Raw genomic sequence first — 15,282 nt, 5'->3', positions numbered from 1 at the left:
AGAGGAACAGAGATGGTGAAGCCTGCCCCTGGAAGAACCGTTGACGATTATTACCCCTGGTGGACGACCACATTATGAAAGCGACACTCTTTGCCGAATCTCCACCCAGGATACTGATCGTCGATGATGACCCGGTCATTCGGATTCTTCTCCGTCAATTTCTTGAGGGGGAGGGCTATCTGGTTGACGAGGAAGAGAATGGCTACGCAGCCCTGGAGCGTCTGGGAGAGCAGAGTTATGACCTGGTCATCCTTGATATCGCCATGCCCGGGATTGATGGCCCTACGGTCTGTGAAAACATCACCACCTCCCTGGTGGAGCCGCCGCCGGTGTTGATGGTCACGGCCATTGACGATGAGAAGACCGTGGATCGATCCTTTGGAGCCGGGGCTGTGGATTTCATCCGTAAGCCCATCCGCTGGCCGGTGCTCAAGAATCGTATTCGCTATATCCTGGGCTCCCACCGTTCCCGGGAGAAGATGCGCCGGCTCTCCAAAAACTATGAGATGATCCTGGATGCGGCTGCCAACGGTATCTGCGGCGTCAACCTCCAGGGAGAGATCAGCTACATTAACCCGGCCGGCCAGGAGATGCTGGGCTACTCCGAAGAGGAGATGACCGGTCATCATTACCTGGAATTTTTCCAGCTCTCCACCCCGGACCACGACGATTTCGAGGTGGACTGCTGTCCCTTTTTCCAGGAGCAGGCCAAGCTCGAACCTATCCATTTCGATGATGCCCGTCTGCTTCACCGGGATGGCACCAGTTTTCCGGTGGATTTCTCCGCCACTCCCATTCTCCAGCGCCAGAAAATCAGTGGTGGGGTGCTGGTCTTTCAGGATATCACCGAGCGCCAGGAAGCAGCGGAACTGATCCGTTACATGGCCAACCATGACACCCTGACCCAGCTGCCCAATCGGAACTATTTTCGGAGGCGTCTACCCCAGGCCATCTCCCTGGCCCGCCGCTATGCCAGGAAGCTCTGTCTGCTCTTCATTGATCTGGATCGATTCAAGCCGATCAATGATACCTATGGCCACGGCATTGGAGATCAGGTCCTGGTTCAGGTGGCCCAACGGCTGCGCACGACCCTGCGTGCCTCGGACTCGGTGTGTCGGCTCGGCGGGGATGAGTTTGTGATCCTGTTGGAGAGTACCGAGACCGCAGAGGGGGCCAGCCATGTTGCCCAGAAAGCCATCGACCTGCTGAATCAGGCCATAGAGGTGGAGAATCATATCTGCTATATCGGGGCCAGCGTGGGGATCTCGGTCTTCCCGGATGACTGTACTGATGCGGAAACCATGCTTCGCCACGCAGATATCGCCATGTACCAGGCCAAGAAGAACGGTCGAAACTGCTGGAACTTTTACTGTGAGCAGAGTGCGCTCTGAGACCGTTTTCTGCTCCTGGCCCTGGCACAGGCTCTGCTCTGCCCCTCGCTCACTCCTGCTGGGCAATGGTACGAATAATATCGGATTTGCCGATCACCCCGACCAACTCCCCCTGGTCCATCACCGGCAGGGTATGGACCTGTTTATCCGCCATCAGGGTGGCCAACTCTTCTAACTCTGTTTCCGGAGTCACGCTGACCAGTTCCTTGGAGCAGATATCCCTCACCTGACTGCCTGCAATTTTTTTCAGCTCCTGTTCCATCTTGGCAGGACGTTCCAGAAAGAGAAACGAGTCCAGGATGGCTACGGCCGTGGGGATGTGGACCTTTTTGTTCTGAAAGATCAGGTCACTCTCGGTGACCACTCCCACCACCTGGTTGCTGCTGTTCACCACCGGCGCACCGTTGATCTTATGGGTCAGCAGGGTTACAGCCAGCTCCCGGATGGAATCGGTCTCGTTGATGACGATGACCTCCTGGCTCATGATATCTTTTGCGCGTAACATAGGTTCTCCTGGGTTATCTATTCGCGGTTGTTTGCACTCTTGTCTTGCCGCCTGCAGCCAGCTCAGCCATGGTGGCAGGTAACTGGTCGGCCAACTCAGAGGCGGTGTAGCCAAAGGGGCGGGAGTCGGCCAGGTCGTCGCCGCTGCGGCCGTGGAGGTAGACTCCCAGGCAGGCGGCCTCCCAGGGGTCCAGCCCCTGGGCAAGGAATCCGCCGATGATGCCGGCCAGGACGTCGCCCATGCCGCCGGTGGCCATGCCTGGATTGCCCGAGGTGTTGATGCTCCAGCGGCCCTGGCCGTCGGCGATCACGGTTCCCGCCCCCTTGAGGATGGTGATCAGGGGCTGTGCTCTCTCTCCCTCCCGGCGGCTGAGCCACTGGGCCGCAGCCAGTCGGTCCCGCTGCACGGCTTGAACGGTGGAGGAACAGAGCCGGGCCATTTCGCCGGGATGGGGGGTCAGGATCCGCACTCCGGCCGCCCTGGAGAGGATTTCCGGGTGTCGGCCCAGGATGTTGAGCGCATCGGCATCAACCACCTGGGGACGGGGATCGTGCTGATAGAGGTGGAGTACCAGCCTGGCGGTGTCTGCTTCGGTACCCATGCCCGGGCCGAGGACCAGGCTGTCTTTATCAGCCAAGAGGGCGATAATCGTCTCCAGATCCCGGTGGCTGAGAGCGGTCGCCGAGTTGGCCAGGGGTACGGTCATGGCCTCGATCAGCCTGGCCTCGAAAATCGGGTTCAGTTCGTGGGGCACGCCCAGGGAGACCAGACCGCTGCCGCTGCGGAGGGCGCCCTGGGCAGCGAGGATAGCGGCCCCGGTTGTACCCCTGGAGCCGGCCAGGATCAGGAGGTGACCGTTGCTGCCCTTGTGGGAGTCGGAGGATCTGCCCTTCAGCCGGGGCAGGGATTCGGCGGTGAGGGCGGTTCCCGGCAGCTCCCCCTGTCGGTGCAGCTGCGGGGGGATACCTATATCCACCCGTTCCAGTCGGCCCACAGCAGGAGCGCCGTGATGGAAATGGCCCGGCTTGGCCAGGCCGTAGGTAACGGTCAGGTCGGCCTGGATCGCCTCTCCCTGTACCTGGGCGGTGTCACTGTTGAGGCCGGAGGGAATATCGACGCTGACCACCTGCATCTTCCTCTCGCGGCGGAGGCGGTTGATCAGCTGGACCGCGGCCAGGAAGCGTCCCTCCAGGGGGCGATCCAGGCCGATACCAAAGAGGGCGTCCACCAGGCTGTGCAGCGGCGCATCCCGGAGCAGGTCCAGGATCTGCTCCTCTGCCCCGGCCAGCTTCTCATCAGTGGTAAGCAGGGTGTAGGGGATCTGCAGCTTTTGAATGATCCTGAAGTTATGGCCGGCATCACCCTTGAGGGTGGCGGGGTCCACCAGGTAGAAGAGCCGGGGGTATGCCCCCTGGTTGAGCACTGTGCGGGCAATGACCGAGCCATCGCCGCCGTTGTTGCCGGGCCCTGCAAAGACGATCACCTGGCGTCCCATAAGGGGACCAAAAGAGCGGGCCATGGCCTCAACCGTGCCGCGACCGGCATTTTCCATCAGGACCATGCCTGGAAGCTGGTACTCTTCAATGGTGCGACGGTCAAGTTCCCGCATCTGAGCTGAGCTGGCAAGTTGCATAAGGTGACCTGTGGTGATGAAGGTTGTGGTTGCGGCTCTGCCGGAACCCCGGGGATCATGGCGGCCCCTGGTTACTATCTCCCCTATAGTATAGGAGCTTTTTCCGCAGCAGGCAAAGGCAAGGTGTTGATAAAAGTTATTTTTTTTCCTCTGTCTGGAGGCCGGTGGCTCGGATGTCCCCCTGGTCACGTGGTTGCCAGCGGATGCCGCCCTTGAAGCCGTGCCCTCGGAAGAGATAGAGCTTCTGGACCTCCTGGCTGCCGAACCAGGGGGAGACCCGCTTGAGGCTGATCTCCTCCAGAGGTTCCACCGAGGTGAAGCGTTCGGCCAGCAAGGGGGCCATGGGCTTCCAGGTAAAGATCCCGACCCCGTCCTGGCCCAGGAGCATCTGGTCGTCGAACCAGAAGTCATAGACATTGGGGCGCGCCCAGCGGTTGATGGAGACGGTCCTGGGTCGGCCCGGGGTGTAGAAGGCCAGTTCGCTGGCATACTGATAACGGAGGCCAAAGATAAAGGTCTCCTCCGGTCTGGGCATGGCAGCAAGGGTCCGGGCAACCTCTGTTCCCAGGGCGTCCCAGCCCGCGGTCTCCCGGGCCGTACGATCCAGGGACAGGGGCAGGGGCAGGAGGGGATAGACCACCTGGATCAGGACCGGCAGGGTGATGACCGCGGCAGTGGCCAGGGTGAGCTTCCAGGTGCGGGACCTGGCCGGGGCCAGGGGACCGCCAGGCGCCCAGAGCGCTGCCACCAGGATGATGCCGCAGGCATAGACCGGGGCCGGCCAGTTGCCATAGATCCGGACGTGGAGAGAGAGGAGCAGAAAGACGACAAAACCGGGCAAGGACATCCAGAGCAGGTAGCCGGCCTTTGCCGGAGGCAGGGCGGCGCGCAGGCGGGGCCGGCACCAGGCTGCAAGCAGGAGAAGAAAGAGCAGCGGCGAGAGCAGCAGGGCCTGGGAACCGAGAAAATCTCCGACATAGGCCAGGGTAAAGAGGGCCTTGTTTTCCAGCCCGCCCTGGTAGAGGACATGGCGGAAGGTGGCCCAGTGGTTCTCCGCATTCCAGAAGAGCACCGGGCTAAAGAAGAACGCGCTGATGAGCAGTCCAAGCCAGGGCCAGCAGGAGGCCAGGCTGGTGCGATACTCCCGGATGGCCAGGATGGCAAAGAACAGGCAGGGTAAAAAGAGCAGCATGGTATACTTGGAGAGCATGCCCAGGCCGAACCAGCAGCCGGTTAACAGCCACTGGGCTGCTGTTCTGCTGGAAACAGCGCGATAGCCATGGTAACATGCCGCGGCCCAGCAGGGCAGCAGCAGGCCATCCGGGGTGGCGATCAGGGCGGAGCCGTTGATCAGGAGCAGCAGTTGGCAGATCAGGGCGGTGTGCAGGGCGCAGCGCTGGGAAAACAACCGTCCTGCCAGGCCGCTGAGGTAGAGGGAAAAGATCGCCGATCCCAGGACCGTGGGCAAGCGGACGGCAAACTCGCTCTGGCCCAAGAGGGTGGTGGAGAGCCAGATGGTCCAGGCCAACATGGGGGGATGGTCATGGTAGCCCAGGGCCAGGTATCGGCTCCACTGCCAGTAGTTGGCCTCGTCAGGGACCAGCAGGAAGTTGGGACTGAGGAGCAGGCGGGCCAGGAGGCCGGAGAGGATGACCAACAGGGTCAGCCACTTCTGGTGGGTATCGGTGGTAATCATGGTCAGGCAACGCTGGTCGGAAAGAGTAGAGGAAATGTGGCGGATTCAGGGCACGTCCGGTCGTCGGGCGAAGGCATTGGCGGGCATGCGGCAATCTTGTCTTCAGGCTGCCCTTTGCCAAAAAATAAAGACTATATAGTGTTTACCGGGGAGAGGCAATCCCTGGGTGGACCATGCTGGGAAAAAATATGCAGAATTTCTTCTCGCTTCACCGCTGTACCCCAGGGGGGGCACCTTTGACCCTGGGCCGTAAACTCAACGAACTCTTCCTGGTGCTGCTGGTCCTGATCAGCCTCACCCTGGTGATCTGGCTGAGCGACGCTGATCGGCGGCTCTCTGCACTGGTCTTTTTTCCCCAGCAGGAGTGGCCCGGCCTGGAAGATCCCTTCTGGCAGTGGGTCTACACCTGGGGACCGCTGCCTGCCTGGATCTGCGGGCTTGCAGCCCTGGTGGTGATGGTGGCCGGTATCTGGTGGCAGCGGCTCAGAGGGCTGCGCAGACAGGGGCTCTTTCTGCTGCTCCTCCTGGTCATCGGCCCGGGACTGGTGACCAACGTCCTCCTCAAGGACAACCTGGGGCGGCCCAGGCCCAGGGAGGTGGTGGAGTTTGGCGGCGAACACCGCTTCCATCAGTTCTGGCAACCGGGCGATGCCGGGGCCAACAGCTCCTTTCCCTCGGGTCACGCCTCCATCGCCTTTGCCATGATCGGCCCCTGGTTCCTGGTCCGGGGACGCAACCGGATACCTGCTGATCGTTTTCTGGTCGTCGGCCTGGGCTGGGGCGTTTTGGTGGGCGCGGCCCGTATTCTCCAGGGCGGTCATTTCCTCAGCGATACCCTCTGGGCCGGCGGGGTGGTCTACCTCACCGCTCAGTTGCTCGCCATCTGGCTCAAACCGGAGCAGGATGATCCCCTCCCTTGAGGGGCCTCCCGCTGAGGGGGCGAGAAAAAGGTTTGCAATAAAGGCGCTGGAGGTGTAGTCAGGGAACAATCATTATTTCCAAAGAAAATGAGTAGCTCTTTTCTTCACTCTCCATAGACCATCGGCCTATCCCCTGAGTTTTCTTTTCTCCTTTTACATTTTTTTTAAACGCCCTGCACCCAGGGCCCAGTAAAGGAGGTTGGTATGTCGGTTATCACCATTTCAAGAGGTTCCTTCAGTCGCGGTAAAGAGGTTGCCGAGGCCCTGGCCAGCGAGCTTGACTACGAATGCATCTCCCGGGAGATCCTGGTCGAGGCCTCGGATCGTTTTCAGATCCCTGAACTCACCCTGGGCCGCGCCCTCCACGATGCGCCCTCGCTGTTGGAGCGTTTCAACCACGGCCAGGAACAGCTCATCGGTTACTTCAAGTCTGCCTTTCTCACCCACATGGCCAAGGACAATGTCGTCTATCATGGCCTGGCCGGCCACTTTTTTCTCCAGAATATCTCCCATGTGCTCAAGGTGCGGATCATTGCCAACCAGGATGATCGCATCCGCGAGGAGATGCAACGGGAAGGCTGTTCCCAGGCCACGGCCCGGGAGCGGATCAGCCGGGATGATGAGGCCAGGCGTCGCTGGGGCCAACAGCTCTTTGCTCAGGATAGCTGGGATTCCAGGCTGTACGACATGGTCCTGAGTGTGGATTCCCTGGGCGTGGATGATATTGTCGAGCTTCTGCTGAGGAGTGTCAAAAAAAACCAGTTCGCACCAACCCCTGAGTCGGTTGCGGCCCTCCAGCAGCGGCTGGTGCTGGCCCATGTCCAGGCCCTGCTTACGCCCATGGCTCCCAATGCCCGGGTGCAACTGGAGGAGGATCGCCGGATTTCGATCTCCAACCTGGCAGGGCCGCTGCGTTCCGACCTGGGGGTGCGCCGGGAACTGGCCCATACCCTCAAAGACCTCTGCAGCCTTGAGGAGGTCAGGTTTCGGGAACCGATCCGCCCTGAGCGGGATCATATCAACACCTTCTTCAACCTGGAGCTGTAGGGCTCCGGATCTTCAAGGCCTGCGTTCTCCCCAGGGGCGCTCGCAGGCTGTTTTCCCCTTCAGCCTCTCTGCCCCGGATCAACTCCAGCCTGGTAACATTTCCCACCGGGATGAACATGGAGCAAGCCGGGCAGGCATTTGCCTGGTCATCGCTTTAGGGCTCCTTGCAAAACGGCAACACTGCAAAACTGTCTTTTCTTCCACTCCTGGGGTCGCGTTCATCGATTGAGCATCCCATCTCAACCATCTGGCTGGCCTCAAATGTATCGTGCGCCACGAGTTTGATTCAAGAATCCAATTTGTACGCTCCCCTCTAGGATTGGAGGAAATGGTCTATGGTTTCTGGGGGCGTGTCGAGCAGTTCAGCCATGACCACCGAGATGATCAGGGCCCGGGCAGCATGGCTGCCAACGACCTCCCTGGTACAGGAGTAGCTGTTGGAGGAGGTGTGGAGGCGAGCGCCTGATAACTGCCGGTCGTGGATGATATGGGGGGACTGGCGCACGGCTGTCATGGTGTTGACAAAGGGGTCGTCTCCGATCCAGAGCAACCTCTCGGGCGGCAGTGAGGCGGCGATATGGTTGATGCCTTCGCAGATGGCGCTGTAATCCAAATGGGGATCAGCCTCCACCCCACTGACGATGAGCCAGTCCGGAGCAGCGATCTTCAGCAGGGTCTCGGCGTCCTTGAGCGAGCGAATCCCGTATTCAAGGATCAGTATTTCCGCTGTCTCTCTGTTCCGGAGGGCCTGGCCGACCAGGGAGAGGGGAAAGCGAAGTTTCTCAGCAAGGGTCTTGGGATTCTTCAGGCGGAGGATGGAAAGCGGGAGGCCCACTTCGGTATTATAGGAGAGCTGGGTCCCCCGGGTCTGTCTGCAGGTAGCGAGCAACTCGACCAGGGTCCGCTTGATCGTGGTTTTCCCCTTGATTCCGGTAATGCCGATGACCAGCACCGGGTTTCGCCGGAGATAGCGGCGACAGGCATGCGAGAGCAGCAGGCGTGCGCCTCGGCCCAGCAGCGAGGCCTCGCCTCGGTCCCGGGGGGGCGGCGACGCACCCTCCGCAGGAGCGACGGTCTGCGTCCGCTGCTTGGGATGGCGTTGGTAAAAATAATCTTCCAGCCTGTCAAAACCCTCTTTCAGATCCTCCATCTCCCTGCCGAAATTAATACGGAGATGGGACTCGCCGGAAGGACCGAAGGCTACGCCGGGTACGGTGGCGACCTTTACCCTGTCCAGGATATCGTAGGCAAGGCGGTGGCTGTCAGCGGCATATCTGACAATATCCTTTATCCGGGGAAAGACAAAGTAGGTCGCCTTGGGAAGCTGGTAATCCATGACCTGGGAGAGTCCATCCAGCCGGGTGATACAGTAGTCGCGCCGTTTTTTGAACTCGAGTCGGAACTCTTCCAGGAAATCGGCCCCGTATCGCAGGGCCCCGATGGCGGCGTATTGGGAGGGAACAGGGGCGCAGGTTACCATGGCATCATGGAATTTGACGATGCGGCTGATCCGCTCTTTATCGCCATGAACAAAGCCGACCCGCCAACCGGTCATTGCGTAGGCCTTGGAAAAAGAACAGGCGCGAATGATCCGCCCCCTGGCCTCGGGGATCTGGGCGGCAGAGAAGTGCGGTTCATCCACATAATAGAAGTCTTTATAGACCTCGTCGATCAGGATGGTCAGGTCATGTTGCTGGCAGATCCGGACCAACTCCTCGGTCTTTTGCCTGGAGAAGAGGGTGCCGGTCGGGTTATTGGGACTACAGTAGAGTAGGAGTTTTGTCTTTTTGGTGATCCCCTGCTTAATTTTCTCCACATGAAAATCAAAATTGTTCTCTTCATCCAGCTCCACATAGCGAGGTATGCAGCCGGCAATGGATATTGCCCCCAGATAGGAGGCATAGGAGGGGCTGGGCAGCAGCACCTCATCGCCAGGGGAGGTAAAGGCCAGGAGGGTGGCAGTAATACCCTCGATGGAACCCGCCGTCACCAGGATCTCACCCTCCGGGTCATAGGAGAGCCCCTCTGCCTGCAGAGCCAGGGCGATCTCCTCCCGTAATTCGGTGAGTCCGGTGGTCAGGGAGTATTTGTCACAGAGACCGGCGGCAATCTTTTCCTGGGCAAAGCGGATGACGCGTTCCGGAGTCCGAAAGCTCGGAATGCCCTGGGCCAGGGAGACCACGTCGGGCAGACGGGAGGCGGCCAGCTCCATGGCCTTAATGGGAGAGAGCTCGAACTGCTGGGAAGGAGGGGGCTTGGGCAGAATGTTCATGGAGGGTAGCTCTATTATATTCATGGTGATGGAGGCCTTGTCTTCCAGGCCTTTTTTCTTCAGCATCAACTGCAGATTGGCCCGGAACAGCTCTTCCACGGGGGCTGTATTGGCTTTTTTGCCTCTACCGACGAATCTGTGGGTAGCTCTCTGTCCAGCTGCCGGTGACTATCCTCTATGAGGACGATTCCCCTTCAAAAGGTGGACATCTGTTTGAGGGTCAAATTCATTTCCTTCGCCACTGGCACCTGCAGGTGCAGCGGGTTGGGCCTGTATTTACCACTTGCTTACTTGCTGTTAATCACGCTCCATGGTAGCGTTGTGGGTGTGCCCCATGAAAATCCTGGCAGCAATGGTCCTGTTGCCCACAGATCTTCCGGAAGAGCTTTTTTTTAGGGTCTTTGAATAGAATATTCCTTGTCAATCTCATAAATTTTATAGACATTGTCAGCAATGTACACTTCAAAAAGATTGTCCGCCCTTCTCTTTTTTCTTTTCTTCGTTCTCTTCCAGCTCATCAGCCTTTCCCCCGGGTTAAGGGCAGGGGAGCAGGCTGAAAGCGCCATTCGAGGCGTCCGCCAGCTTATTGCAGAGGGCAGGATAGAGGAGAATACCACCCTCAAAATTGTGGTCAAACAGGGCAATATCCGCAACTATTGGGGAACTGATTTTGCCTTAAAAAATGAGTGGGAGCAAAAGAGCGGTATCCTGATCGACGCCAATGTCATGCCCCAGATGCCTGTACTGAAGTTCCTCCAAGACAACAGGGATTTCGATCTTACCATAGCCCGGCAACGGGAATATCCAGACCTGGTCAGCCAGGATCTTATCCTCGATCTTACCCCCTTTGTTCGCAAGTACGGTATGCGTTTTACGAGCAACAGGCGCGATGGGTATCTCCACCCTGATGCCCAGACGGAATATGACGGCAGGATCGTCGCCATCCCCGCAGACGGGGATATTGCGGTTCTCTATTTACGCAAAGATATGCTCACCGACCCCGAACAGCAGGCATGCTTTCGGAAACAGTACCATAAGGAGTTGACACCTCCGCAGACCTGGGCCGATTATCTGCAACTGCTCCGCTTCTTCCACTCTCCTGAAGATCAGCTCTACGGCAGCTGTGAAGAACGGGATCTCCATACCGGCTGGATGTTCTGGATGCTTCGCTATGCAAGTCAGGCGAATCCGGTCCAGTACCTGTTTGACGATGAGATGCACCCCCTGATCGATTCCCCGGCCGGTATTCAGGCAACAGAACAGTATGTTGCAACTGTCCCCTACTCGCCGCCGGAGGTCTTGAAGGAGGGAAACAACTACAGCTACACCCTGCCCTTCTTTAAAAATGGTCAATGCTTTTCCCTTATCCTTACCATGTCTGCGGCAAAAGTGCTCAACACCAACCGCTCCCTGGTCAAAGACAAGTTCATGCTCTCCCCCATGCCCGGCAATCTGGTCGATGGTCAGCTGGTCCGAAAATCCTCCTTTATCTATGGCAACAATCTCGTTATTGCCAAGAACAGCAAACATCCGGAACTCGCCTTCCTCTATGCCATGTGGCTCTCTGACCCGGAGATCTCGGCTCGCTCGGTCATGGTGACTGGGGGCATGGCCGACCCCTTTCGTTATAACCACCTCTCAAACCCAGCACTTCAACAGCTCTATACCAAACAGGCGCTGGACACGGTTCTTGCCCAGGCCGAGCACACCGTGCCGGCCGGCACAGGGCTACCAGGCGACAGCGAATATATCGCCTCCCTGAACAGAAACATCTGGCGTGCCGCAAAAAAAGAGCTGAGCCCGGAAGAGGCCATGAAAAGAACGGCCCGGGAGTGGGAGCAGATTACCCAAAGACATGGCCGAAGCGAACAGATCAGCTTCTGGAAGAGCTTTAAACGGAAATACAGGCCTTCGCAATCCGGTCTGTCCAGGCTCAACTAGGGGTACCAGATTAGCACCTCGACCGTCATCTTCACCCCCTCGCCCCTGATGGGAGCCACTCGTTCACTCTATCGATGCAACCCTTCACCAAGATGAAATACGGAATTTTCTCTCAGCTCATCACCGGCTTCGGAGCCATTGGCTCCATCGTGATCATAATCTTTGCTTTGGCCAATCATACCATTGAGGCAACCACCGGTGTGCTTCAAGATACCGTCTCCTCGCAGCTGGAAATCCTTGCCAAGACCAATCTCCTCCTCTTTCAGGCCAATCAGATCCGGGTCATGGAGTCGGAACTCAATCAGCTCAATGATTTCTATGCCGTCAGCGGCATCCTGGAGCAACTCGGCGAGGTCTCAGACGCCTTTGAGGCGGAGCTCAACAGCTTCAGCACCAACGAATTTTTTGGCGACAGAGAACATGCCTCCAGATTACTGAGCAGCTGGCAGGCCTACCGCCTGGATCTCGACCGTATCATCCTGCTTGCCGGGCAGGCCATGAATAGGCAAGAGATAACCAGGATCTCAACCTACTCATCCAGTCCCCGTTTTCAGATCTTCTCCCAGCAGCTCCAGCAGATTTCCGTCAGGGTGCAATCCGAGGGAAGTGAACAGTTTCAACGCTCTATCCTGACCCTGACAACCATGCGTCATACCTTTCTGCTGATGGCCTTTGTGAGTATAACCGCCGGGATCCTTTTTGCCTTTTTCCTTGCCAAATCAATGTCCCGTCGTATTGGCGGACTCAGCAATGCAGCCCTGCTCCTTGCCGAGAACAAGCTTGGCGATCCGCTTCCGGTGGAGGGTAAGGATGAGCTTGCCGACCTGGCCTCGGTCTTCAATGTCATGCAGGACAAGATCACGCATCGGGAGTCGATGCTGAAGAGGGCTCAGGAGAAACTTGAAGAGAGGGTAGAGGGGCGGACCCGGGAGCTGGCGGAAAGGACCCGCGAACTCGAAGACCAGGCCAGGGAACTGATCAAGGCCAGAAACGAGGCCGTCTTCGCCAACCAGGCAAAAAGCAGTTTTCTCTCCAACATGAGTCATGAGTTGCGAACACCACTGAATGCAATCCTTGGCTTTGCTCAAGTTCTTCAAGAGGAGAGCAGTCTCAGCCACCAGCAGAGAGAGCAGATCCTTACCATCCACAAAAGCGGCTCGCATCTGCTCACCCTGATCTCCGACATTCTGGATATGGCCAAGATCGAGGCCAGCCGTCTGGAGCTGGTACCCTCAACCATCCCGCTTCACAACTTCCTCTGGAGTATTGTGAACATGATTGGTGTCTGTGCCACTCCAAAAGGCATTGAGCTCAACTGCACCTTTGACAGTGAGCTGCCAGGGGGCATCGTGGCCGATGAGCAGCGACTTCGGCAGGTACTCTTTAACCTGTTGGGCAATGCCGTCAAGTTCACCCATGAGGGAGAGGTCTCCTTCAGCGTATGCGTCATCGCTCACCGCAGGCAGGCACCCCATCACTATACCCTTCGCTTCGAGATTGCAGATACCGGCATCGGTATCCCGGAAGAGTCTCAGGAAGCAATATTTACCGCCTTTGAGCAGGTGGGTGGTTTAGGGGAGAAGGGCAAGGGGACCGGCCTGGGCCTGGCGATCAGTCAACGGCTTATCCAGGAGATGGAGAGCAGGATACACCTTGCAAGCAATCCTGGCCAGGGCAGTACCTTCTGGTTTGATCTTGCCGTCACCTCCATCGAGATAGAGCCCGAGGTGGTCTGCCACCAGAGTAACATCGCCGGCTATCACGGCCCCACCCGGGAGATACTCCTGGTGGATGACTGTGGTTCCAACCGCGCCCTTCTGGTGGACCTGCTTGCCCCCCTGAAGTTCCGGCTGGTCGAGGCCAGTAACGGTCAGGACGCGATTCGGGTCGTAGCTCAAAACAGACCTGATCTCATTCTCCTTGATATGGTCATGCCCGGAATGGACGGTCAGGAAGCGGCGAGAAAGATCCGTACACTTCCCGGTTGTCAGGCTCTCCCCATCATTGCCCTTTCCGCCCATGTCGATCAGGGGGACAAGGAACGCGGTCTGGCGGCAGGTTGTAGCCTCTTTCTTGAAAAACCCTTTCATCTTCAAGACCTTTTAGAGCTGATCGGCGAATCCCTTGAGCTTAAATGGAAATATCTCCAAGATCCTGCTCCGGGAGCTGAGGGTGACAGGAGGATGGCCATCCCGGATGAAGAGCGACTCGCTGAGGTCTACCGGCTTGCCCTGTACGGCAACATGCGAAAGATCCGTGACTGGGCCCGGAGCCTTGTTCAGGAGGATTCCCGATACAGCGCCTTTGCTCATCGTTTGACAGAACTTGCCGGGAGTTATCAGGAGGAGAACATTATCGCCCTCATCAGACAGCATCTACGAGAAGAGCTCCAATGACGACAAGCCAAGCAGATACCAGGGGTATCGTCCTCATAATCGATGATCAACCCGCCAACCTGGCGCTCTTGGTCGACTACCTGGAAAAGAATAAGATCGAAGTGGTGGTGGCAGAGAACGGGCAAAACGGCATTGCCAGGGCCAAGTATGTCTCTCCTGATCTTATTCTTCTCGATGTGATGATGCCGGGTATGGACGGCTTCGACACCTGCAGGCAGCTCAAAAATGATCGGCAGACAGGGGACATTCCCATCATCTTCATGACTGCTCTCACCGGTCTCGATGACGTCCTCAAGGCCTTTGAGTCGGGCGGGGTCGACTACCTGACCAAACCAATCCAGCTGGATGAGGTCTGGGCGCGGATCAATGCTCATCTGACCATTAAGCGGCTGCGTAACGACCTGGAAGAGAAAAATCGTTTGCTCCAAGAGGAGGTAGCGCAACGACTCAAGATCGAAGAAGACCTTCGTCAACACAGGGATTTCCTCCGCACCGTGATAGATGCACTCCCACATCCCTTCTATGTGATCAATGCTGAAAATTACGAGGTCGTACTGGCCAATACCAGGGCTGCGGCAGAGGGCCAGTGGCAGGGGAAAACCTGCTATGAAATCTATCACTTAAGCGATAAACCCTGCGAAGGCTCTGCTCATCCCTGCCCCCTTGAAGAGGTCCGGGCGACTGGTCAGGCGGTTATCTGCGAGCATATCCATGGGAATAGCAGGGGGCAGCAAAGCTGGGTGGAGGTCCATGCCTCGCCCATACTCTCCAAAGAGGGCAAGGTCATTCAGCTGATAGAGTATTCACTCGATATTTCGGAGCGAAAACTCCTGGAAGAACACCTCAGGAAGAGGGCCATTACCGATGAACTCACTGGTCTCTACAATCGTCGGGGCTTTTTTCTGTTAACGGAAAAGTATCTCCAGATCTCGGCAAGACAGCACTGTTCCCTCTATCTGCTCTATGCAGATCTGAATAATATGAAATGGACCAACGACACCTTTGGTCATCAGGCCGGGGATGAACTCCTTGTCGAGACGGCTCGACTCCTGCAGGATACCTTTCGCCAATCCGATGTCATCGGCCGCATGGGAGGAGACGAATTTGCAGTGCTTCTCCAGGATAACAACAATGAGTACAATGAGGAGACCATCTGCAGAAGATTCTACGACAAGGTGGGCGCAAGAAATCATTCCAAGGCAGGCTACGAGCTCTCCATCAGTATCGGGGTCGCACGTTACGATCCCCTGGCGCCTGCCACCTTTGATGAACTGCTCTCCAGGGCCGACGCCCTGATGTATGCCTGTAAGGAGAGGATGAAAAAAGAGCGGTAACGGCATTTCCCCAAGACGCTTGCCTCAACTTTCCTCTCTCTCCCGGTCCTGTTGCCGGCCCCTCGGTCAGTGGCTGTCCCCAGAAGCTTCTCCGCCAATCTCGGCATCATCCTCAAAGAAATCCCTGAACTTCTGACCCTGGCTCTG

10 protein-coding genes are annotated in these 15,282 nt (G+C 57.7%); 6 read left to right on the top strand and 4 right to left on the bottom strand.

All coding sequences use genetic code 11. The features are described from left to right. The first annotated feature begins 74 nt into the window (after nucleotides 1-74). Nucleotides 75-1,391: a GGDEF domain-containing response regulator gene (locus G494_RS0102135; protein ID WP_028583205.1), complete on the top strand. Its 1,317-nt coding sequence runs from the start codon at nucleotides 75-77 to the stop codon at nucleotides 1,389-1,391. A 49-nt stretch (nucleotides 1,392-1,440) separates the two neighbouring features. On the opposite strand, the gene G494_RS0102130 is transcribed toward G494_RS0102135, so the two are convergent. The 3 genes from G494_RS0102130 to G494_RS0102120 form a co-directional block, all read right to left on the bottom strand. Continuing rightward, nucleotides 1,441-1,896: a CBS domain-containing protein gene (locus G494_RS0102130; RefSeq protein WP_028583204.1), complete on the bottom strand. Its 456-nt coding sequence runs from the start codon at nucleotides 1,894-1,896 to the stop codon at nucleotides 1,441-1,443. Nucleotides 1,897-1,909: 13 nt separating this feature from the next. Then, nucleotides 1,910-3,529 (bottom strand): bifunctional ADP-dependent NAD(P)H-hydrate dehydratase/NAD(P)H-hydrate epimerase, encoded by a 1,620-nt coding sequence (locus G494_RS0102125; RefSeq protein WP_028583203.1) that lies wholly within the window; start codon nucleotides 3,527-3,529, stop codon nucleotides 1,910-1,912. A 136-nt stretch (nucleotides 3,530-3,665) separates the two neighbouring features. Beyond that, nucleotides 3,666-5,225, bottom strand: a complete 1,560-nt coding sequence (locus G494_RS0102120) for a glycosyltransferase family 39 protein (RefSeq protein WP_028583202.1) — start codon at nucleotides 5,223-5,225, stop codon at nucleotides 3,666-3,668. A gap of 188 nt (nucleotides 5,226-5,413) precedes the next feature. Between G494_RS0102120 and G494_RS21490 the strand changes: the two genes are divergently transcribed. Together G494_RS21490 and G494_RS0102110 are read left to right on the top strand one after the other, a co-directional pair. Next, nucleotides 5,414-6,145 carry a phosphatase PAP2 family protein gene (locus tag G494_RS21490; RefSeq protein ID WP_161629923.1) on the top strand — a complete coding sequence of 244 codons (732 nt, stop codon included), beginning with the start codon at nucleotides 5,414-5,416 and terminating at the stop codon, nucleotides 6,143-6,145. Between the two features lie 204 nt (nucleotides 6,146-6,349). Next, nucleotides 6,350-7,192 (top strand): cytidylate kinase-like family protein, encoded by an 843-nt coding sequence (locus G494_RS0102110; RefSeq protein WP_028583200.1) that lies wholly within the window; start codon nucleotides 6,350-6,352, stop codon nucleotides 7,190-7,192. A 313-nt stretch (nucleotides 7,193-7,505) separates the two neighbouring features. On the opposite strand, the gene G494_RS24990 is transcribed toward G494_RS0102110, so the two are convergent. Next, a complete protein-coding gene (locus G494_RS24990; RefSeq protein ID WP_051305267.1) occupies nucleotides 7,506-9,563 on the bottom strand; it encodes an aminotransferase class I/II-fold pyridoxal phosphate-dependent enzyme in 2,058 nt (685 codons plus the stop codon). Nucleotides 9,564-9,917: 354 nt separating this feature from the next. Between G494_RS24990 and G494_RS21480 the strand changes: the two genes are divergently transcribed. From G494_RS21480 to G494_RS0102090, 3 genes are all read left to right on the top strand, one after another. Further along, the gene (locus G494_RS21480) at nucleotides 9,918-11,405 is read left to right on the top strand and encodes an extracellular solute-binding protein (RefSeq protein ID WP_084456287.1); all 1,488 of its coding nucleotides are present in this window, start codon (nucleotides 9,918-9,920) and stop codon (nucleotides 11,403-11,405) included. Between the two features lie 92 nt (nucleotides 11,406-11,497). Then, nucleotides 11,498-13,801: an ATP-binding protein gene (locus G494_RS21475; RefSeq protein ID WP_161629922.1), complete on the top strand. Its 2,304-nt coding sequence runs from the start codon at nucleotides 11,498-11,500 to the stop codon at nucleotides 13,799-13,801. Then, entirely contained in the window at nucleotides 13,798-15,135 is a 1,338-nt protein-coding gene (locus G494_RS0102090) for a diguanylate cyclase (protein ID WP_028583199.1), read from the top strand. The genes G494_RS21475 and G494_RS0102090 overlap by 4 nt, the downstream gene beginning before the upstream one ends. The last annotated feature ends 147 nt before the right edge of the window (nucleotides 15,136-15,282 follow it).

The sequence above is a fragment of the Desulfogranum mediterraneum DSM 13871 genome, from assembly GCF_000429965.1.
Taxonomy (GTDB): Bacteria; Desulfobacterota; Desulfobulbia; order Desulfobulbales; family Desulfobulbaceae; genus Desulfogranum; species Desulfogranum mediterraneum.
The sequence above is the reverse complement of the archived record's forward strand: the minus strand, read 5'-3'. Positions and strand labels throughout refer to the sequence as shown.

Excerpts from the sequence above, each read along its gene's own strand:
- G494_RS21480 (WP_084456287.1), top strand. The coding sequence starts at position 9,918 with ATGTACACTTCAAAAAGATTGTCCGCCCTTCTCTTTTTTCTTTTCTTC.
- G494_RS0102135 (WP_028583205.1), top strand. The coding sequence starts at position 75 with ATGAAAGCGACACTCTTTGCCGAATCTCCACCCAGGATACTGATCGTC.
- G494_RS0102125 (WP_028583203.1), bottom strand. The coding sequence starts at position 3,529 with ATGCAACTTGCCAGCTCAGCTCAGATGCGGGAACTTGACCGTCGCACC.
- G494_RS0102110 (WP_028583200.1), top strand. The coding sequence starts at position 6,350 with ATGTCGGTTATCACCATTTCAAGAGGTTCCTTCAGTCGCGGTAAAGAG.
- G494_RS0102090 (WP_028583199.1), top strand. The coding sequence starts at position 13,798 with ATGACGACAAGCCAAGCAGATACCAGGGGTATCGTCCTCATAATCGAT.
- G494_RS21490 (WP_161629923.1), top strand. The coding sequence starts at position 5,414 with ATGCAGAATTTCTTCTCGCTTCACCGCTGTACCCCAGGGGGGGCACCT.
- G494_RS0102120 (WP_028583202.1), bottom strand. The coding sequence starts at position 5,225 with ATGATTACCACCGATACCCACCAGAAGTGGCTGACCCTGTTGGTCATC.
- G494_RS21475 (WP_161629922.1), top strand. The coding sequence starts at position 11,498 with ATGAAATACGGAATTTTCTCTCAGCTCATCACCGGCTTCGGAGCCATT.
- G494_RS0102130 (WP_028583204.1), bottom strand. The coding sequence starts at position 1,896 with ATGTTACGCGCAAAAGATATCATGAGCCAGGAGGTCATCGTCATCAAC.